The sequence below is a fragment of the Paraburkholderia phymatum genome (genome assembly GCF_038900715.1).
Taxonomy (GTDB): domain Bacteria; phylum Pseudomonadota; class Gammaproteobacteria; order Burkholderiales; family Burkholderiaceae; genus Paraburkholderia; species Paraburkholderia phymatum_A.
In genome coordinates, this window is record NZ_JAYMRZ010000001.1 from 414,204 (window position 1) to 434,001 (window position 19,798).

Consider the following 19,798-nt stretch of genomic DNA (forward strand, 5'->3'; position numbering starts at 1 on the left):
CTGGATGTTTCGGTGGACTGCACGTTGTTCCCCGTGAATCGTTGGTCCTGGTTTGATTTCTTGATGGGTGCGCGACATTGTAATCGCTGGCGGGTCGAGCGGATGTCGCGTGTGCAATACGTAATGATGGGTTATCTGAAGGAAGATTGATGAATACGGATTCGTCGCTGAACGCCGCCGTGGATGTGGCCATTATCGGAGCAGGGCCGTCGGGCGCCGTCGCCGCGGCGCTGTTGCGCAAGACGGGGCGCTCGGTGCTCGTGCTCGAACGCCAGCACTTTCCGCGCTTCTCGATTGGCGAGAGCCTGTTGCCGCAGAGCATGGCGTACCTCGAAGAGGCGGGCATGCTGCAGGCAGTCGTCGAAGCGGGCTTCCAGTACAAGAACGGCGCACAGTTCGTGTATCGCGAACAGATGTCGGCGTACGACTTCCGCGACAAGCACTCGGACGGTTGGGGCACGACGTACCAGGTCGAGCGCGCTGTGTTCGACGATCTGCTGATCCGCTGCGCGGCGCAGCAGGGGGCCGACGTGCGCTTCGGCCACACGGTGCTCGCGATGAAGACGGGCGACGCGCCCGTGCTCGACGTGGCCGACGAAGCGGGCAATCGCTACGAAGTGCATGCGCGCTTCGTGCTCGATGCGAGCGGATTCGGTCGAGTGCTGCCGCGTCTGTTGAATCTCGAAGCGCCGACGCGCATGCCGACGCGCGCCGCGATCTTCACGCATGTGCGCGACGGCATTCCCGTCGACGCACACGATCGCAACAAGATCACGGTCGCCGTGCATCCCGAGCATCGCGACGTGTGGTACTGGATGATTCCGTTGGCGAACGGCCGGTCGTCGGTGGGCTGTGTCGCAGAGGCCGCTTTCCTCGATGTGCCGGAAGCGGAGCGCGAGGCGAAGCTGCGCGCGCTGATCCACAGCGAGCCGACGTTGAACCGCCTGATCGGCAACGCGCCGTTCCTGATGCCGGTAAGACATATCGGCGGCTATTCGGCGAATGTCGAGCGGCTGCATGGACCGGGCTTCGCGCTGCTCGGCAATGCGGGCGAGTTCCTGGACCCGGTGTTCTCGTCGGGCGTGACGATCGCGCTGCGTTCCGCGCATCTGGCCGTGAAGACGCTGGAGCGTCAACTGAACGGCGAAACGGTCGACTGGCAGCAGGCTTACGACATCCCGCTGAGAAAGGGCATCGATGCGTTCCGCGCATTCGTCGAGCGCTGGTACACGGGCGAGTTGCAGGACATCATGTTCTATCCGGACCAGACGCCTTCGATTCGGCGCATGATCAGCGCGGTGCTCGCGGGCTATGCGTGGGACGAGACGAATCCTTATGTCGCGGACCCGGCTCGCCGATTGAATGCGCTGCATGAGTGGTGCAGGCAGCAGCCGTAGACGAACAACGGCGGACGAACGGCGCTTCGTGAACCCACGAAGCGCCATTTTCACTTCAGCGCACATCAGCGATATGGCTCGCTGAAAACCGTCATGCCGCGATGCGCGCCTTTCCCGCCGCATGCTGGCGTGCGTCGTCGCGCCGATGCACGCGCTGGCCCGCCGCATAGGTTTCGTACACGGCGCGATCGTCGCCGAGCAGCGCGAACGCGAACAGCAATTCTTCGAGCGTTTCCGTGCGCGCCGTGCGCCGCGTGAGCAACGGTGTCGCCTTCGGATCGAGCACGATGAAGTCCGCTTCCGACTTCGGCTTGAGCGTGCCGATCGTGTCGCCGAGGTCGAGCGCTTCCGCCGCGCCCGCCGTTGCGAGCCAGAACATGCGCGTCGCCGTCAGATGATGGCCGCCCAGGCGCGCGACCTTGTGCGCTTCGTTCATCGTCTGCAGCATCGAGAACGACGTGCCGCCGCCGACATCCGTCGCAAGCGCGATTGGCATCCGCGATTCGGCTGCCTTGTCGAAATCGAACAGGCCGCTGCCGAGGAACAGGTTCGACGTCGGGCAGTGCGATGCGACCGTGCGCGTCTCGGCCATCCGGCGGCGGTCTTCGTCATCGAGATGAATGCAGTGTCCATAGACGGCGCGCGGGCGCAGCAGGCCGTAATGGTCGTACACGTCGAGGTAGCTGCGATGACCGGGAAAGAGGCTCGCCACCCACTTCACTTCGTCGTGATTCTCCGCGACGTGGCTCTGGATGAACACATCGGGGTGTAGCTTCGCGAGTGCGCCCGTCGCTTCGAGTTGCGCTTGCGTCGAAGTCGGCGCGAAGCGCGGCGTCAGCGCGTACATCTGACGCCCGTGGTTGTGCCAGCGCGCGATCAGCTCGGCGCTGTCGTCGTAACCCGATTGCGCGGTGTCGCGCAGGAACTCGGGGCAGTTGCGGTCCATCAGCACCTTGCCGCCGATCATCCGCACATTGCGCGCTTGCGCTTCCGTAAAGAGCGCGTCAGCCGACTGCTTGTGAACCGTGCAGTAGACGAGCGCCGTCGTCGTGCCGCACGAAAGCAATTCGTCGATGAAAAAGCGTGCTGTGTCCTGCGCAACGGCAGGATCGCTGAAACCGCGCTCGGTCGGGAACGTGTACGTGTCGAGCCACGGCAACAGCCCCGGCGCCGGCGACGCGATCATGTCCGTCTGCGGGAAGTGGATGTGCGTATCGATGAAACCGGGGACGATCAGCTTGTCGCGCATCTCGACCACTTGCGTTCCGGGCGCGAGTTGCGACGCAACGGACGCATGCGCGCCCGCCGCGACGACATGTCCGTCTTCGACGATCAGAAGCCCGTCTTCGTCGAAGATGGCCGCGTTGGACGATTGCGCAGGATCGCCGTTGAACGTCAGCAGTTGCGCGCGATAAGCCGTTTGAGTCATGAGTGAAACCGTCTCCGAACTGTATGAATCATGCTGATGCGCGCCAGTGCGCATCGAGTCTGGCGATCATCGCGTCGCGCTCCGCGGGCGTCACGAACGACGCCTCGAAGCCGTTGCGGATGATCGTGTACACCTCGTCGTCGCCGAGCTTGAGGGCTTCGATCGTCGCGAGGTAGTTCTCGTTGACGTAGCCGCCGAAGTAGGCGGGGTCGTCGGAATTCACGGTGACGGCGACGCCCTCATCGAGCAGCGCCTTCAGCGTGTGTTTGGTCAGATCGTCGAACACGCACAGCTTCAGGTTCGACAGCGGGCATACGGTCAATGCGACGCGCGTGTCGGCGAGGCGCGTGACGAGCGCCCGGTCTTCGATGCTGCGCACGCCGTGATCGACGCGGTCCACCTTGAGCAGATCAAGTGCTTCGTAGACGTACGACGGCGGGCCTTCTTCGCCCGCATGCGCGACGAGCTTCAGCCCTTTGGCGCGGGCCTTCGCGAACACGCGCTCGAACTTCGACGGCGGATGGCCGCGCTCCGACGAATCGAGACCGACGCCGATCAGCCTGTGCGCGTACTGATCGAACAGGGGCAGCGCGGCGTCGAACGTTGCGAGCGCATCGTCCTCGGACAGATGGCGCAGGAAGCACAGGATCAGCTTGCTCGTGAGACCGCGCTGCTCGGCTTCGGCGAGCGCGCGTTCGATGCCCGCGACGACGGTCGCGATCGGCACGCCGCGCTCGGTGTGCGTCTGCGGATCGAAGAAGATTTCCGTGTGCACGACGTTGTCCGCGAGCGCGCGCTCGACGTAGGCCATCGTCATGTCGTAGAAGTCCTCTTCCTTCAACAGCACGCTCGCGCCTGCATAGTAGATATCGAGGAACGATTGCAGATCGGTGAACGCATACGCCGCGCGCAGCGCTTCGATCGAGTCGTATGCGAGCTTCACGCCGTTGCGTTCGGCGAGCCGGAAAATCAGCTCCGGTTCGAGCGAGCCTTCGATATGGATGTGCAGCTCGGCTTTCGGCGCGTCCTTCGTCTTTTGCGCCAGCGGAGAAAGTGTGGTTGTCGTCATGGTCGGTCAATGATTCGAGTTATCGATGAAAAGCTGCAGCGCCCGATGGCTGGTCAGGCGTCCCTCAATATGCGTTCATTCGGTGATTGCCGTACCCGTCGTGTTCAGGCCGTCTGCGCCGCGCGCGCCGCGTTGGCCTCGACGGCTTGCAGCAGTTGCGCCGCCGCTGAAATTGCGATGATTTCCGGCGACTTGTCGACGATGCCGTCCACGCCGAGCGGGCACTTCATTCGCGCGACGAGCGCAGGATCGAAGCCGCGCGCAGCGAGCCGGTGCTCGAACTGCTTGCGCTTCGTGTGCGAGCCGATCATGCCGAAGAACGCGAAGTCGCCGCGCCGCAGGATGCGCTCGGCGAGATCGAGGTCGCGTGCATGGTTGTGCGTCATCACGATGAAGTACGTGTTGGGCGCGGCCTTGTCGACGGCTTCGTCGGGCGCGTCGTTCGCGTCGATGACCACGTTCGGCGCGCCCAGCGTTTCGGGCGGCGGGAACTGCGCGTCGCGTTCGTCGACCCAGCGTACATGGCAGGGCAGCGTCGCGAGCACGCGCACGAGCGCCGCGCCCACGTGCCCCGCGCCGAACAGCACGACGGGGAAATCGCGCGGCGCGATCGTTTCGGTGAGCAGCGCGCTGCTGTCGTCGAAACCCGCGCCGTCCCACAGCAGGCAATCGGCGCTTTCGACGCCCGGTTCCGGATCGGACAGCATCACCGCATCGGGCGCGGGCCCGAATGATACGCTACGCACCACCGATTGGCCCGCCGCGACGCGCTTCGCCAGCGACGTGACCCAGCCCAGGTCGCCGATGTCGAGCCGCTCGAACGCGAGCACGACGGCACCGCCGCAGCACTGGCCGAGGCTCGGGCCGAGCGCGAAACGCTCGAGCCGCCGCATGTTCGGCGTGCGCATGCCGTCGCGCAGCACCTGGCGCGCGCCTTCGATCGCTTTCCATTCGAGGTGTCCACCGCCGATCGTGTGACGCGCCGAGTCGCGCGTGACGATCATCTTCGTGCCGGCGTCGCGCGGCGCCGAGCCTTCGGCGCGGGCGACCGTCACGAGCACGACGGCGTCGCCGTGCGCGAGCAGTTGTTGCAGATCGGTGAGCCAGGCGTGCATCCGGCGGTTCTCCATGCAAGGCCGCGCGGGATGGCCTCGCAGCCGGTTGATCTCGTGCGCCTCGCGGTCGTGTCGCGCGGCACTCTTTCCGGCGCGTTCGCTATGCCGTCGTGCCCGCGCCGGCGGGCGCAGTCTCTGGTGATTTTGGACTGGCCGTCGTGGCGATCGTTGCAGCGGGCTTCAGCGCGTCGATTGCATCGAGAATCGCTTCGGGCGTTGCGGGCGCGCGCAACGCGGGCGCATGCGCTGCATCGGGCGCCGTCGCGGCGACGGCATCGCGGATCGCGAGAAACACCGAGAACGGCAGCAGCAGCGGCGGCTCGCCGACGGCCTTCGAGCGGAACACGGTCGGCTCGGCGTTCACGGTGCGGTACAGCTTCACGTTGAACGCGGCAGGCGTATCGCTGACGGCGGGAATCTTGTACGTCGACGGCGCGTGCGTCATCAGGCGGCCATCGCGATTCCACCAGAGCTCTTCCGTCGTGAGCCAGCCCATGCCCTGAATGAAAGCGCCTTCGACCTGGCCGAGATCGATGCCCGGGTTGATCGACTGGCCGGCGTCGTGCAATGCGTCGACGCGCACGAGCTTCCACTCGCCCGTCAGCGTGTCGATCACGACCTCGGAGACGGCCGCGCCATACGCGAAGTAGTAGAACGGATGGCCCGTCAGCGTCTTTGCGTCCCAGTGCACTTTGGGCGTTGCATAGAAGCCGTCGGACCACAACTGGACGCGCGCGAGATACGCGGCGCCGACCAGTTGCGCGAACGGGATCGATGCGCCGTTCGCGTGCGCCGCACCGTTCGCGAACGTCACGTCTTCCACGTTGCCGCCGAGTTCTTTCGCGGCCAGCACGGCAAGCCTTTCGCGGATCGTGCGCGCGGCGGCTTCCGCGGCCTTGCCGTTCAGGTCGCTGCCCGTCGATGCAGCCGTGGCCGACGTGTTCGCCACTTTCGACGTATCGGCGGCCGTCACGCGCACGCGCGCAAGCGGCAAGCCGAATTCGTTCGCGACGACTTGCGCGACCTTCGTGTTGAGGCCCTGGCCCATTTCGGTGCCGCCGTGATTCACGAGCACCGAGCCATCCTTGTAGACGTGCACGAGCGCGCCCGCCTGATTCAGAAACGGCACGTTGAACGAGATGCCGAACTTCACGGGCGTATAGGCGATGCCGCGCTTGAGAACAGGACTCGTCGCGTTGAACGCGGCGATCGCGTCGCGCCTCGCGTGGTAATCGCTCGATTCGATGAGCTCGTCCGTCAGCGGCGCGATGATGTTGTCTTCGACGGTCTGGCCATACGGCGTGACGTTGCGCTCGCCGATGCCGTAGAAATTCGCGCGGCGCACGTCGAGCGGATCGCGTTTCAGTTCGCGCGCGATGCCGTCCATCATCACTTCCATCACGAGCGCGCCTTGCGGTCCGCCGAAGCCGCGAAACGCGGTGTTCGACTGCGTGTTCGTCTTGCACGGTAGCGCGAGTATCTCGACGTCCGGCAGGTAATACGCGTTGTCGAAGTGGCAGACGGCGCGCGTCGCGACAGCGCCGGAAAGATCCGCCGAAAAGCCCGCGCGCAATGCAATCTCGACGCGCGTGCCGAGAATGCGGCCGTCGTCGTCGAAGCCGGCTTCGTACTCGTAGACGGCGTCGTGACGCTTGCCGGTGATCATGAAGTCGTCGTCGCGATCGGCGCGCAGCTTGATTGGTCGGCGCAGCCGATGCGCGGCGAGCGACGCGGCGCACGCAAACAGCGCCGACTGCGATTCCTTGCCGCCGAAGCCGCCGCCCATCCGACGGCATTCGCACACGACGTTATGCGTCGGCCAGCCGAGCATGTGCGCAACGACGTGTTGCATCTCGCTCGGATGCTGCGTCGAGCTATAGACGAGCATGCCGTCCATTTCCTTCGGCACGGCATACGCGACCTGGCCTTCCAGATAGAACTGCTCCTGGCCGCCGACTTCGAACGTGCCCACGATCCGGTGCGGCGCGCCGGCGATTTTCTCGGCAGGCGCGCCGCGCTTCAGATGCAACGGCGGCAGCACGTACTGCTTCTTCGCCTTTGCTTCCGTCGCGGTGAGCACGGCTTCGAGCGGCTCGTAGCGCACGACGTCGTCGCTCTTCGCGAGCGACGCCGCGCGCCGCGCGAGTTCATGATTCCGCGCGACGACGATGAAGACGGGCTGCCCGAGATACAGCACTTCCCCGTCCGCGAGAATCGGATCGTCGTGCAGCACGGGGCCGCAATTGTTCTCGCCGGGAATGTCGTCGGCCGTCAGCACGGCGACGACGCCGGGCGCCGCGCGCACGGCATCGAGATCGAGCGACACGATGCGCGCATGCGCGTGCCTCGACAGGCCGAGCGCCGCGTGCAGCGTCTGCTGGAGTTCGGGGATGTCGTCGGTGTACGTCGCTTCGCCGCTCACGTGCAGCGCCGCCGATTCGTGCGGCAGCGGCACGCCGATTGCCGCTTGCGCCGTCTGATCTTCGGCTTGCGCCGCGTGATGAATGAAGGCATCCGTCTGCTTGTTCATGACGTCGGCTCCTGCGCGGGCGCGGCGTGACCCGTGCCTGCATCGAATGCGAATGCGTTGACGTCGCAGAGCGCGAGCGGGGCGGCGTCGCGCGTTTCCAGATGGAAGCGCCACAGCAGATTGCGCGCGATCTTCAGCCGGTACGCGGCCGACGCGCGCATGTCGGTGAGCGGCTGATAGTCGGCGGCGAGGGCGTCCATCGCGCGTTGCGCCGCCGCTTCGTCCCAGGGCGCGCGGTTGAGCGCGGCTTCGGCATGCGGCGCGCGCTTCGGCGTCGCGGCCATCCCGCCGAACGCGACACGCGCATCGGCGATCGCACCGTCCTCGGCGATGCGCAGCGCAAACGCGGCGCACACAGCCGAGATGTCCTGATCGTAGCGCTTCGACACCTTGTAGGTCCGAAAGCGCAGATCCGGCGCAGGGCGCGGCACGCGGATCGCGGCGACGAATTCGCCCGGCTCCAGTGCCGTCTTCTGATAGCCGACGTAGAACGCATCGAGCGGCAGCGTGCGCGTCTTCTGCTCGCGCTGCAGCACGACGAGCGCGTTGAGCGCGATCAGCGCCGGCATCGAGTCGCCGATGGGCGAACCGTTCGCGACATTGCCGCCGAGCGTGCCGGCATTGCGAATCGGCAGCGACGCGAAGCGCGTCCACAGTTCGGCGAGTTCGGGGTAGTCGGCCGTCAGCGCGGCGTAGGCGTCTTCGAGCGATGCGGCCGCGCCGATCGTCAGCGTCTGCGCGTCGCTCTCGATCGTCTTCAGTTCGGCGACGTTGCCGATGTAGAGGATGTCGCCCAGGTCGCGGAACTGCTTCGTGACCCACAGGCCGACGTCGGTGCTGCCCGCGAGCAGCCGCGCGTGCGGATGCCGCGCGCGCAGGGTCGCGAAGGCATCGAGCGTGACGGGGGCGAAGAAGGTCGGCGAGCCGAATGCGGCGCCGCGCGCGTCGGGCGCGGTGTATTCGAACGTCTCTTCGCGCTGGATCGAACGGAGCGCGTTGACGACGGCGGCGCGATCGAGCGCGACGCGCGGGTACTGCTGCTCGTCGAAAATCTTCTGCGCCGCTTCGACGATCGGCCGGTAGCCGGTGCAGCGACACAGATTGCCGGAGAGCGCAGTGTTGATCTCGTCACGGGTGGGCAGGCCCGCGCCTGTGGGCTGGTTCTCGTACAGCGCCCACATCGACATCACGAAGCCGGGCGTGCAGAACCCGCACTGCGAGCCGTGGCAATCGACCATCGCCTGTTGAACAGGATGCAGCGCGCCGTTCGCGGAGCGCAGATCTTCGACGGTGAAGAGTGCCTTGCCGTCGAGCGTGGGAAGAAACTGGATGCACGCGTTGACGGCCTTGAGCGAAAGCTCGCCGTGCGCATCGGCTTCACCGACGACGACGGTGCAAGCGCCGCAATCGCCTTCCGCGCAGCCTTCCTTGGTTCCCGTGCAATGCAGGTCGTCGCGCAGATGCTGGAGCACGGTGCGCGAAGCGGGGGCGTCGGCGACTTCGTGGACGGTCCCCTGGTGATAGAAACGGATGGTTTGCGTTGTCATGGCGAATCCTGAAGACATTGCGGACCAGGCGCGCGTTACGCATGGGGTCGCGCCGCAGCGGGCCTCGCGCACGTAGATCGCCATCCATGACCGAACATAACACCACTTTGTCCCAAAAATATTTCCGGGCGCGAATGGGGGTTATTCGGGAGTGGTCATGAGGGGCGCGACTGCAACGACGCAGACGGGGCGCGAGCGTGCTGAAAAGGGCGCGAAGCCTTATGGCGTGGGGCTTTACGCGTTTAGCGCGCGGTGGACAGGAGATCAGGCGATGCGCTCGCCGCGTACGGCGGCGCGCCAGGTGTTTACGCCGAAGGGGAAGCCGGGTCGTCGCTCCGTCGGGAGCAACGGCAACGCGAACGGCCCGGCGCGGCGGATCGGACACATTGCGCCGGAAGGCTTTTCCCAGCGCAGTCCAGCAGAATCAGCGTGTTTGCCGGTTCCGCCAAAGGCTTACCGCGAGCGCCAGAAACGCGACGACGAACCCAACCATCGACCACTGCGGCAGCGAAAGACCAAGAATCGGCGGATAGAGTGTCTCGCATAGCCCGGCGACCTTGAACACGCCCGGAAGCCAATGTGCGGGAGGCAGTCCGTCGACGATCGGCTGCAGCGCATCGAATCCGCAGCTGAAATTCGGGTGCGACTGCACATACACATGCCGCACGGCCGTCGCCACGCCGCCGAGCGCGGAGAGCAGCGCCAGCACTTCGAGTGCGCGCACGCCGCGCCATCGGCGCATCGTTGCGCCGATAAAGGCGAACACGGCGATCAGCAGATAGAAATACCGCTGGATGATGCACAGCGGGCAGGGGTCCTGATGCTCGACGAACTGAAGATAGAGCGCCCCGCCGACGAGCGCGACGCAGACGAGCCCGAGCAGAACGAGGAGATTGCGCTCGCGGCGCAGCGTGACGTTATCGTTGACCATAATCCTTATAGCGGTTGAGTTTCCGAAAAGGCGTCGCGCGATTCTAGCCGAAGGCCGTGACGCTTGCCGGCGCGCAAAAAACTCCGCGATGAGCCGTCGAGAGCGGCTGTCAGCGGATCGTATTCAATACTGCTTCGACGGCACGTCCTATTCCCAGCAGCGCATCGTCGGCGTGCGGCGCGGCGGCCAGCATCAGCCCGACGGGCGCATCGCCACGCGGATGGCAAGGCAGCGACAGCGCGCACGCATCGAGGAAATTGAACGCGCTCGGATTGCGCAACACCAGACCGTTGGCGCGGAAAAACGCGTCGTCGTCATCGACGAGATCCGCGACGCGCGGCGGCACGATCGGCGTCGTCGGCGCGACGATGGCATCGAAGCGCTGCCACATCATGCGCGCCTCGGCCAGCACGGCCGCGCGTTCGGCGAGCAGGTCGAGGTAGTCGGCGGCCGTCGCCGGCTCGCCTTTCAGAATGCGCACGAGCACGCGCGGATCGTAATCGCCGCGATGCGCTTCGAGCAGCGGCCTGTGCCATGCATACGCCTCGATCGGCGAAAAGCCGAAGCGGTTGATCTCCGCGAGACGGTTGAGCGGCGCAAAGCGCACGTCGCTGACGATCGCGCCCGCTGCTTCCAGGTGTTTCAGCGCAGCGTCGTAGGCCTGCGCGACTTGCGGCTCGATGCCGTCCATCACGTAGTGATTCAGCACGCCGAGCCGCACGCCTTCGAGCGGCCGCGCGGCCGGGACGACGGGCTCCAGTCCCGCGAGAATCCGGTCGACGAGCGCGCAGCACGCGACCGTCATGCCGATCGGACCGAACGCGTCGAGCGTTGGCGAGAGCGGCACGCCGCCTTGCTTCGGCACGCGGTCGGCGGTCGGCTTGAAGCCCGTCAGGCCGCACAGCGCGGCGGGGATGCGCAGCGATCCGCCCGTGTCGCTGCCGAGCGCGACGGCCGCCATGCCGTCCGCCACCGACGCGGCCGCGCCCGACGACGATCCGCCCGACACCCGCTCGTCGCCTTTCACGCCGCGCCGGTACGGCGACAGCGGATTGCCGTAGTGCGGATTCAGCCCGAGGCCGGAAAACGCGAACTCGCTCATGTTCGTGCGGCCGACGATCACGGCGCCCGCGCGCTTGAGCCGCGCGACGGCGGGCGCATCAGACGTCGCTGGCGCGGCGCCCGCCAATGCCGTCGAGCCGGCGCGCGTCACCTGGCCTTCGATGTCGAACAGGTCTTTCACGGAGACGGGAATGCCCGCCAGCGGCGACAGAACAGTGCCGGCGGCGCGCAGGCGGTCGTGCGCATCGGCTGTCGCGCGGGCGTTGTCGGCGTCGACGTGCATGAAGGCGGTCGCGCCCTGGCCGGCGGGATCGGCGATGCGTTCGAGCGCGGCTTCGACGAGCGCGCGGCTCGTCGTGCGGCCGGCGGCGAGATCGGCGCCAAGCTGGGCGAGCGGCGGGAAGGGCGTGAAATCGGTAGGCGTGGCTGTGGTCATGGCGTGAGCGCGACAGGTACGGTTGACGATGACTGGGACTCGTATTGTGACGCTTCATGCGGGACACGCGCCAATCCCGCGCGATGCATGCCGTTGCGCTTCGCCACAATTGTTTTTCACCGATCGTGCGGTACCATCGCGCTCTCTGTATTACTTTTTGTAAGGAAGGCGCCATGCATCACGGAATCGGCTTCATTCAGGATCTGGCAGTCGTGATGGCGCTCGCGGGCGTCGTCACCGTGCTGTTCCATCGCCTGAAGCAGCCGGTGGTGCTCGGCTATATCGCGGCGGGCGTGATCATCGGGCCGTACACGCCGCCGTTCCAGCTGATCCACGACGAACAGACGATCCAGACGCTCGGCGAGCTCGGCGTCGTGTTCCTGATGTTCTCGCTGGGGCTCGAATTCAGCCTGCGCAAGCTTGTCGAGGTCGGCGCGACGGCCATCGTGGCGGCGCTGTCGGAGATCGTGCTGATGCTGTGGATCGGCTACGAGATCGGCAGCGCGTTCGGCTGGAGCCCGATGGATTCGCTGTTCCTCGGCGCGATTCTCGCGATCTCGTCGACGACGATTATCGTCAAGGCGCTCGCCGATCTCGGCCTGAAGCGCGAGAGTTTCGCGCAACTGGTGTTCGGCATTCTGATCGTCGAAGACATTCTCGGCATCGCGATGCTCGTGCTGCTGTCGGGCATCGCGCAGACGGGCGAGCTGTCCGCGGGCATCGCGCTTGTCACGCTCGGCAAGCTGCTGCTGTTCATGACGGTGTCGCTGGTGGTCGGAATACTCGTCGTGCCGCGCGCGCTCAACTACGTCGCGAAATCGCAGAGCGACGAAATGCTGCTCGTCTCGGTGCTGGGCTTCTGCTTCGCGTTCTGCCTGCTGGTCGTCAAGCTGGACTACAGCATCGCGCTCGGCGCGTTCCTGATCGGCGCGATCATGGCCGAGTCGCGCCACCTGCACCGGATCGAGCATCTGATCGCGCCGCTGCGCGATACTTTCTCCGCAATCTTCTTTGTGACGATCGGGCTGATGCTGAACCCCGCCGTGCTGGTCGACTACGCATGGCCGATCGCGGTGATCACGATCGCGGTGATCGTCGGCAAGATCGTGTCGTGCGGCCTCGGCACTTTTCTGGCCGGCAAGGACGGGCGCACGGCGATGCGCGTCGGCATGACGGTGTCGCAGATCGGCGAGTTCTCGTTCATCATCGCGTCGCTCGGGCTCACGTTGAAGGTGACGAGCGCGTTTCTCTATCCGATCGCCGTCGCCGTTTCCGCGCTGACGACGCTCTTCACGCCGTATCTGATCCGCGCTGCCGATCCCCTCACGCGGCGTCTGAGCCACGCGATGCCGCCCACCGTCGCCAACGTGTTCGGCATGTACGGGCAGTGGCTCGGCAGCCTGCGGCCGGCCTCGGGCGGGCCGACGGTGTTCGGCCTCACGCGGCGGATCATCCTGCAGATCGCGGTCAATCTGGCGATCGTCGCGGCGATTTTTCTTGGCGCATCGTATGGCGCGCCGTATGGAAGCCGCTTCGTCACGGAATGGCTGCCGTCCGAGCCGATGCAGCGCGTCGTGCTGTGGAGCGCGGCGCTCGTCGTCTCGATGCCGTTTCTCGTCGCCGTCTACCGGAAGACCAAATCGCTCGCGCTGCTGCTCGCCGAAATCAGCGTGCAGCCGGCGAAGGCGGGGCGGTTCACGAGAGCGATCCGCTACGCCATTTCGGATCTCGTGCCCGTCGTCTCGATGCTGGGCGTGTTCCTGCTCGTCTCGGCGCTGTCGAGCGCGATCCTGCCGCCGACGGGTCTGCTCGTCGCCGTGCTGCTGGTCGCCGCGCTGCTACTGGCGGTGCTCTGGCGCTGGTGCGTGCGGATTCACGCGACCATGCAGATCGCGCTGCGCGAAACCTTCGACGAACAGCCGGACCCTTGATGGCAAGGCGTCATCGAAGTGGCGCATGATGGCGTTGCGCGGATGCGATAGGGGACGTGGTATCCGTTCGCACAACGTTGCATGTTGTGACGTGATGTGACGAAATGTGTGCTGGTTTGCCCCCACACGGCGCGAGGCGGATAATCAATTATGTCTATTCGTTCGCGCGCCAGGACGCGTTTGGACCACAGTCATGAGCGAAAACAATTCCGATAACGCCGGCGCACCCGGCACCCCCACGCCTTCGACGAGCCAGCCCGGCGCGCCGAAATCCGCACCGGCTCCGACTCCCACACCCGCCAAAGAAGCGGCCTCCACCGATTCCCCCGAAAGCGCCTCCAACGTGACGCCGAAGGACGCCCCCGCCGCGCGGCGCAGCGAGGCCGAGCGCGCGCGCGCGAGCGCCGCGGAGGCCACCGCGCAGCAGGAAGCGGCGGCCCGCGTGCAGTCGGTCGTGTCGAGCGCGGAGCGGGCAGCGGCGCAAGCTGGAAGCCCCGCCGGAACGGCGGACGCATCGGGCGCTGCTGCGGCTGCGCCCGTCGGCGGCGAGCCGGACGGCACGCTCGGCTCATCGGCGAAACCCAGTGGTTCGCCGCCGCCGGGTTTTGGCTCGGCGCCCGATTTCGGCGCGGCCAATCCGCCGCCTCCCAACGCCATTCCGCCGGGACCGCCCGCGTACCTGAAGCGCAGCGATTCGGCGTGGTCCGTCTTTGGACGGGTCATGGCGGCGCGCGCGCGCCAGCTATTCGACCGCGCGGGGCGCAGGATCACGCAGCGCACGCTGCGCATCGGCGTGTCGGCGCGGATCTTCCATCCGGAACCCGGCGCGAAGGGGCTGCGCGGCAAGACGTTGCAGTACCTGGAAGAATCGATTGCGCACTGGGTGATGTCGCGCGACGTGCTCGTGTTCATGATTCCGACAGTCGGCCATCAGGGCATGCTGCACCCGAGCAACATCCGCCTGCGCGACTACGCGAAGCATCTGGACGGCCTGCTGCTGCAAGGCGGCGCCGACGTGTCGCCGCAAACCTACGCCGAAGCCGCGACGCGGCCCGAGTGGCCCGGCGACCGTGTGCGCGACATGTACGAGCTGGAACTGCTGCACGAGTTCATCGAGTCGGGCAAGCCGGTGCTGGGCGTGTGCCGCGGCTGCCAGCTGATTAACGTCGCATTCGGCGGCACGCTGTATCAGGACATCGCCAGCGACGTGCCGACGGCGGGCATCCACGTGAACGAACATTACGACCAGCACCGTCACTCGGTTCACTTCCCGGAGGGCTCGACGCTCGTCAACATGTTCCCCGGACGGCGCGAGGCGATCGTCAACTCGATCCACCACCAGGCGGTCAATCAGCTGGGGCGCGATCTGAACATCGAAGCGGTGTCGGCGTCGGACGGCATCATCGAAGCCGTGCGCTACCGGCGCGCGCCGTTCGTGATGGGCGTGCAGTGGCACCCCGAGTTCCACCGCTCGGGCGGCCCGGAACTGCTCGATTGCACGCCGCTGCTCGATACGTTCTTGCGAGTCGCGCGCGAAACGCGCTTCTGATTTCACGTCTTTCTGTCGATACGCGGGCGCACATCCGATGTGCGGCCCGCATTTCTTTTTTTCGTCGGTAGTGGGTGCCAGCGATCGTCTCAATTCAGGAATAGGGACGGTGTTTTACGATCTTTTGCGTTTGCGCATCAGATTGCTTAGTTGTCCATTTATCTCGATTTAAAGTCCTGTAGCAGCGCGTCAGAAAGGGCAAAATCCGCGCGATAATCCGAGGCTGTTTCTGGATACGCATGGAGTATCGACGTATGAAGTACCCCTTGGATCTGCGCCGCATAGGATTGCTTGCGATTACCTGCGCGCTCATGCATGGCGGCGTCGCGTGGGCGGCGGGCAAGGCGGCGTCGAACCCTGACGTCGCTCGCGCGAGCGCTGCCAAAGTCGCCGGGGCCGATGCGTCGTCTGACGCGCCAAGCGATGCGGACTCCGTCGCGGAAGCGGCCAACGAAGCGAATTCCGACGCGAACGCGAGCGCGGGCGGCGGCACGCAGGGCGATGTTGCCGATCTGATGCAGCTGATCCACGACGGCGGGCTCACGGAAATGCGCACGACATACAACGGCGGCTACGGCGCATCGATGTTCTTCTACGCGCAGGACATGACGTACTACGTCGCGCTGTTCCAGAACAAGCGCTTCTGGCGCGTCATCCGGACATCCGATCAGGCGCGCGCCGAAGCGATCTATGCGGGCTTTGCGCGGCAGACGGCGCAGCTTGCCGAAGTCGAAATCCGCAGGACGCAATTGCAGGCGCAGAACGCCTCGATCGAGCGCGTGATCGGCGAGTCGCAGGCACGCGCGCAGCGTTTGCAGGCGGACATCCAGGTGGCGCGCGCCCAGGAAGCCAAGGTCGCGGATTACCAGCGGCAAACGCAGGACGAAATGCTCGCGTTGCGCGAAGAGAAGGAAAAGGCCCAGTCGCAGTTGCGCCAGTTGCAGCAGCAGGTTCTGCAATTGCAGCGTCAGGCGGAGGCGGGATTGCCGGGCGGGCGGTGATGGTGCCTGCTTTCAGGGACGCTTGCGTGGCATAGGGCATTGCCATAAAGAACACCCCAAAAGCTGACGTTCAGCTTTTGGGGTGTTCTTTTTTGCGCGGCCGCTTTGTCGTGTCCGACTGGCGCTGACCGGTCCTACTTCGAGAAGTGATCGGGTATCTCGGTGACGCGTCGTTGCGACATATGGTTCATCCACTCGGTGCTGTCCGTATCGACGTGTCCACGCGCGATGGCTGCGGGCGCGACGCCGTGCATGCCCGCCGACATCGTGACGGAAGCATAGTCGCTGTTGGCTCGCGGCGACGGCGCGAACGGCGAGTAGGCGCCCGCCATCGACGGTTGCGGACGCGTGCGATGCAGCGAGCCGTGCGCCGGATGACGCCGCGCTTCTAGCTGCGACCGCCAGCCATGGCTCGGCTCGCTATCCAGCGAACGGACGGTCGCATGCGGGGCGTGGTGCGTGCCCGCGTTGATGATGGCGTCGCGTGCTCGCTTCGTTGGATGCTTTCGGCTCGCGGCCGGTGTGAACCGATCGACGCCGGATCTGGGAGACGCACTTGCGTTCGTATCGGCGGTGCCTCGGGCAACTGCGGGTGCGCGATCGGATGCGGCACGGTTGCCGACGTCGAAGCGCGGGGCGTTCGCGATAGCTGCGCCCGGCTTGTCCGCGGCTTGTGGCGCCGTCATCGGCTCGGACGCGCGGGCGTTCAGGTCGCCGCGAGCGCGATTCCACGCGACGGGCGCTTCGGTCGATCGCGCGACGTTTCCGGTGCGCAGATGTTCCGGTGCAGCGGGTTCATCGCCGACATGCGTTGCGCGGGCGTTGAGCGTCACGTCAGGCGCGGCTGCCAGCGTCGGCGTCGGCGGCTGCCGATGCTGGCTCGCGACGAGCCACGCAATCACGGCCGCGCCGCTGATCGCGCATGCGCCGCCCGCAATCGTGTTCCATTGACGGTCCTTGCGCTTGAACGGGCGCGCGGGATGACGCAAGTCGAGCGGAATGGCGCTGCTGGTGGGGGCGGGAGCCGGCGCGTCGGGGAAGGCCGGCTGCCGGCGCAAGGTCTGCGGGTCCCAGCGGCACATCGCGCGGATCGCGGCGGCGTTCAGGCAGAACGTGCGCATCATCGCCGTATACAGGACCTTCAGTTCCTTTCGGAGGCTGATGTTCGGCGGCAACAGCGACCATTCACGGCCGATGGAGCGCGAGACCAGCTCGAGAGGGCGGAGGCGCGGCATCGCCATGGCGCCGGCAATGAGAGTGAATTGTGGTGTCGACACGGTCCTCGCCTCGTTCCCTCGTTTTTGTTGGCATTCTTGGAGCCTCGAAGCGGCAGACAACATCAGGCGTGAACCGGCATCCTGCCTGCGCTGCCCGTCGGGGCCTTCGACGCGGCATGGTGGCAGGCGGATGCACATCGATCGATAGGATAATTCCGAAAGCTGATCGGTATCAGTGATAGTCGGAAGTGCGATCCAGGCGATACACGTATCTCAATGCGGTGATATCGACGCCTCCCATATGATCGGGCTCCGCGCCCGACAGCTGCCAGCCCTGCCGCTCGTAGAACGCGATCGCGGGCGCATTGCCTTCGAGCACATAGAGATAGAGCTGAGCTTCCCCGTGTTCGCGCGCCCAGTCCTGAGCGGCGCGCATCAGCAGCTTGCCCGCGCCGATGCCCTGGTGCGCGGGCAGCGCATGCAGGTTGTCGAGCAGCACGCCCCACGGCGAATCCGGCTGACGCTCGACGCACATGAAGCCGATCGGCTCTCCGGCGCGCTCGGCGATCAGCACGATGCGCCGGTCGGCACCGGGCGCCGAGAGCCGCGCGCGCCAGTAGGACGCGCGCTCCTGCACGACTTCGCCATCGAGAAACGTATCGGGCAGCAGCCCGCGGTATGTCGCCTGCCAGCTTGCGCTATGGATGGCGGCGATGAGATCGGCGTCGGCATCGGTGGCCGGGCGCAGCGCGAGGGTCGAAAGAGCGGGTGGCGAAGCAGGATCGGGCATTGCGGCGTTACCGGACGGACGTAAGCAGACAGGTTGGGCGGGTCGAAGCTGGAAATCAGCAGGACAAAATCGCCAAGGATTCACGATACGGCGCATAGCCTCCGGCGTCATCTGGCATTGCGGGAGCGGCGGCGACCGCATCGGAAGAATTTTCCTGAAAATGCGCCAATGTAAGCAAATTGTATTGAATGCGCAACGTTCTCAGAAACGTTACTATCGAGACAACCGCGTGTCCTAAGCGCGACTACAGGTTTACCCTGATGCATCGGTGGAATTCGCAAGATCAGAATACCGCGCCCACGTGAACGCCGTGCCGGAGCCAATCGTATCTGCTGTCCGTGCGGATCGTTTCCACTGCCCCGTGTCACCTGCGTTGTGCAGGTTGCGGGCCAATACCGAGGTAGACATGGCAACAGCATCCCATGCCCACACATCGACGGGCGAATCCAAGGCCCGTACCGTATTCCGCGTCGTCAGCGGCAACTTCCTGGAAATGTACGACTTCATGGTCTACGGCTACTACGCCAGTGCGATCGCGAAGACGTATTTTCCGAGGGGCAACGAGTTCGCCTCGCTGATGCTGTCGCTGTCGGTGTTCGGCGCGGGCTTTCTGATGCGTCCGCTGGGCGCGATCGTGCTCGGCGCTTACGTCGATCATCACGGCCGGCGCAAGGGTCTGATCCTCACGCTGTCGCTGATGGCGCTCGGCACGCTGACGGTCGCCGCGATTCCGGGCTACGCGACGATCGGCGTGCTCGCGCCCGCGCTCGTGCTGCTCGGGCGCCTGTTGCAGGGCTTCTCGGCGGGCGTCGAGCTGGGCGGCGTGTCGGTGTATCTGTCGGAGATCGCGACGAAGGGCAACAAGGGCTTCTACTGTTCGTGGCAGTCGGGCAGCCAGCAGGTGGCCGTCGTGTTCGCCGCGCTGATCGGCGTATTCCTGAACCGCCTGCTGCCCGCCGACCAGATGACCGCGTGGGGCTGGCGCGTGCCGTTCCTGATCGGCTGCCTGATCGTGCCGTTCCTGTTCCTGATCCGCCGCTCGCTGAAGGAAACGGAAGAGTTTCTCGCGAAGAAGCATCGCCCGACGGTCGGCGAAATTTTCCGTTCGATGGCGCAGAACTGGGGCATCGTGCTCGGCGGCATGGGCATGGTCATCATGACGACGGTGTCGTTCTACATGATCACCGCGTACACGCCGACCTTCGGCAAGGAAGTGCTGAAGCTCTCCGCGATCGATACGCTGATCGTGACCGTCTGCATTGGCGTGTCGAACCTGATCTGGCTGCCCGTGTCGGGCGCGATTTCGGATCGCGTCGGCCGTCGCCCAGTGCTGCTGACATTCACGATCCTGACGATTCTCACGTCGTATCCGGCCGTGCAATGGCTCGTCGCCGATCCGTCGTTCGTGCGCCTGCTGATGGTCGAACTGTGGCTGTCGTTCCTGTATGGCTGCTACAACGGCGGCATGGTCGTCGCGCTGACGGAAGTGATGCCGTCGGATGTGCGCACGGCGGGCTTCTCGCTGGCGTACAGTCTCGCGACGACGATCGGCGGCTTCACGCCCGCCATCGCGACGTATCTGATTCATTCGACGGGCAACAAGGCGGCGCCTGGCCTGTGGATGAGCGTCGCAGCCGTCTGCGGGCTGATCGCGACGCTCGTGCTGTACCGAACGCCGGAAGCGCGCAACCAGTATCGGGTGGCGTAAGCGCTTTTCGCCTATCCGGTTGCGTCGCCGGAAAACAAAACCCCCGCTTGGTACTTGCCAGCGGGGGTTTTTCATCGGGTCGTCGG

At 65.6% G+C, this 19,798-nt stretch carries 14 protein-coding genes; 5 read left to right on the forward strand and 9 right to left on the reverse strand.

Annotated features, from left to right (window positions below; genetic code table 11):
- Positions 1-149: 149 nt before the first annotated feature.
- Positions 150-1,397 (forward strand): NAD(P)/FAD-dependent oxidoreductase, encoded by a 1,248-nt coding sequence (locus VSR68_RS01875; protein ID WP_342938168.1) that lies wholly within the window; start codon positions 150-152, stop codon positions 1,395-1,397.
- 91 nt (positions 1,398-1,488) lie between these two features.
- Here VSR68_RS01875 and guaD read toward each other — a convergent pair whose 3' ends face one another.
- The 7 genes from guaD to VSR68_RS01910 form a co-directional block, all read right to left on the reverse strand.
- Positions 1,489-2,826 (reverse strand): guanine deaminase, encoded by a 1,338-nt coding sequence (guaD, locus tag VSR68_RS01880; protein ID WP_342938169.1) that lies wholly within the window; start codon positions 2,824-2,826, stop codon positions 1,489-1,491.
- 28 nt (positions 2,827-2,854) lie between these two features.
- A complete protein-coding gene (locus tag VSR68_RS01885) occupies positions 2,855-3,895 on the reverse strand; it encodes an adenosine deaminase (RefSeq protein ID WP_342938170.1) in 1,041 nt (346 codons plus the stop codon).
- A gap of 104 nt (positions 3,896-3,999) precedes the next feature.
- Entirely contained in the window at positions 4,000-5,010 is a 1,011-nt protein-coding gene (gene xdhC, locus VSR68_RS01890; protein ID WP_342938171.1) for a xanthine dehydrogenase accessory protein XdhC, read from the reverse strand.
- A 100-nt stretch (positions 5,011-5,110) separates the two neighbouring features.
- The gene (xdhB, locus tag VSR68_RS01895; RefSeq protein ID WP_342938172.1) at positions 5,111-7,540 is read right to left on the reverse strand and encodes a xanthine dehydrogenase molybdopterin binding subunit; all 2,430 of its coding nucleotides are present in this window, start codon (positions 7,538-7,540) and stop codon (positions 5,111-5,113) included.
- Entirely contained in the window at positions 7,537-9,087 is a 1,551-nt protein-coding gene (xdhA, locus tag VSR68_RS01900; RefSeq protein ID WP_342938173.1) for a xanthine dehydrogenase small subunit, read from the reverse strand. Before xdhA ends, xdhB begins: the two co-directional genes overlap by 4 nt.
- 424 nt (positions 9,088-9,511) lie before the next feature.
- A complete protein-coding gene (locus VSR68_RS01905) occupies positions 9,512-10,018 on the reverse strand; it encodes a disulfide bond formation protein B (RefSeq protein WP_342938174.1) in 507 nt (168 codons plus the stop codon).
- Positions 10,019-10,127: 109 nt separating this feature from the next.
- Positions 10,128-11,516: an amidase gene (locus VSR68_RS01910; protein WP_342938175.1), complete on the reverse strand. Its 1,389-nt coding sequence runs from the start codon at positions 11,514-11,516 to the stop codon at positions 10,128-10,130.
- Between the two features lie 173 nt (positions 11,517-11,689).
- Here VSR68_RS01910 and VSR68_RS01915 point away from each other — a divergent pair, with 173 nt between their 5' ends.
- The 3 genes from VSR68_RS01915 to VSR68_RS01925 all read left to right on the forward strand — a co-directional run bounded on the left by VSR68_RS01915 (position 11,690) and on the right by VSR68_RS01925 (position 15,997).
- Positions 11,690-13,447 (forward strand): cation:proton antiporter, encoded by a 1,758-nt coding sequence (locus VSR68_RS01915; RefSeq protein ID WP_342938176.1) that lies wholly within the window; start codon positions 11,690-11,692, stop codon positions 13,445-13,447.
- A 193-nt stretch (positions 13,448-13,640) separates the two neighbouring features.
- Entirely contained in the window at positions 13,641-14,996 is a 1,356-nt protein-coding gene (locus VSR68_RS01920) for a type 1 glutamine amidotransferase (RefSeq protein ID WP_342938177.1), read from the forward strand.
- A 254-nt stretch (positions 14,997-15,250) separates the two neighbouring features.
- Entirely contained in the window at positions 15,251-15,997 is a 747-nt protein-coding gene (locus VSR68_RS01925) for a DUF2968 domain-containing protein (protein WP_342938178.1), read from the forward strand.
- 134 nt (positions 15,998-16,131) lie between these two features.
- Here the strand turns inward: VSR68_RS01925 and VSR68_RS01930 are convergent, their stop codons facing one another.
- Both VSR68_RS01930 and VSR68_RS01935 read right to left on the reverse strand, forming a co-directional pair.
- On the reverse strand, positions 16,132-17,232 hold the full coding sequence (locus tag VSR68_RS01930; protein WP_342938179.1) for a hypothetical protein: 1,101 nt from the start codon (positions 17,230-17,232) through the stop codon (positions 16,132-16,134).
- A gap of 214 nt (positions 17,233-17,446) precedes the next feature.
- Entirely contained in the window at positions 17,447-18,004 is a 558-nt protein-coding gene (locus VSR68_RS01935) for a GNAT family N-acetyltransferase (RefSeq protein WP_342938180.1), read from the reverse strand.
- Between the two features lie 406 nt (positions 18,005-18,410).
- Between VSR68_RS01935 and VSR68_RS01940 the strand changes: the two genes are divergently transcribed.
- On the forward strand, positions 18,411-19,712 hold the full coding sequence (locus VSR68_RS01940) for an MFS transporter (protein ID WP_342938181.1): 1,302 nt from the start codon (positions 18,411-18,413) through the stop codon (positions 19,710-19,712).
- Positions 19,713-19,798: the final 86 nt, after the last annotated feature.

Bases quoted from the DNA above. Each gene is read 5' to 3' on its own strand.
- VSR68_RS01875 (WP_342938168.1), top strand. From the start codon at position 150: ATGAATACGGATTCGTCGCTGAACGCCGCCGTGGATGTGGCCATTATC.
- guaD (WP_342938169.1), bottom strand. From the start codon at position 2,826: ATGACTCAAACGGCTTATCGCGCGCAACTGCTGACGTTCAACGGCGAT.
- VSR68_RS01885 (WP_342938170.1), bottom strand. From the start codon at position 3,895: ATGACGACAACCACACTTTCTCCGCTGGCGCAAAAGACGAAGGACGCG.
- xdhC (WP_342938171.1), bottom strand. From the start codon at position 5,010: ATGCACGCCTGGCTCACCGATCTGCAACAACTGCTCGCGCACGGCGAC.
- xdhB (WP_342938172.1), bottom strand. From the start codon at position 7,540: ATGAACAAGCAGACGGATGCCTTCATTCATCACGCGGCGCAAGCCGAA.
- xdhA (WP_342938173.1), bottom strand. From the start codon at position 9,087: ATGACAACGCAAACCATCCGTTTCTATCACCAGGGGACCGTCCACGAA.
- VSR68_RS01905 (WP_342938174.1), bottom strand. From the start codon at position 10,018: ATGGTCAACGATAACGTCACGCTGCGCCGCGAGCGCAATCTCCTCGTT.
- VSR68_RS01910 (WP_342938175.1), bottom strand. From the start codon at position 11,516: ATGACCACAGCCACGCCTACCGATTTCACGCCCTTCCCGCCGCTCGCC.
- VSR68_RS01915 (WP_342938176.1), top strand. From the start codon at position 11,690: ATGCATCACGGAATCGGCTTCATTCAGGATCTGGCAGTCGTGATGGCG.
- VSR68_RS01920 (WP_342938177.1), top strand. From the start codon at position 13,641: ATGAGCGAAAACAATTCCGATAACGCCGGCGCACCCGGCACCCCCACG.
- VSR68_RS01925 (WP_342938178.1), top strand. From the start codon at position 15,251: ATGAAGTACCCCTTGGATCTGCGCCGCATAGGATTGCTTGCGATTACC.
- VSR68_RS01930 (WP_342938179.1), bottom strand. From the start codon at position 17,232: ATGCCGCGCCTCCGCCCTCTCGAGCTGGTCTCGCGCTCCATCGGCCGT.
- VSR68_RS01935 (WP_342938180.1), bottom strand. From the start codon at position 18,004: ATGCCCGATCCTGCTTCGCCACCCGCTCTTTCGACCCTCGCGCTGCGC.
- VSR68_RS01940 (WP_342938181.1), top strand. From the start codon at position 18,411: ATGGCAACAGCATCCCATGCCCACACATCGACGGGCGAATCCAAGGCC.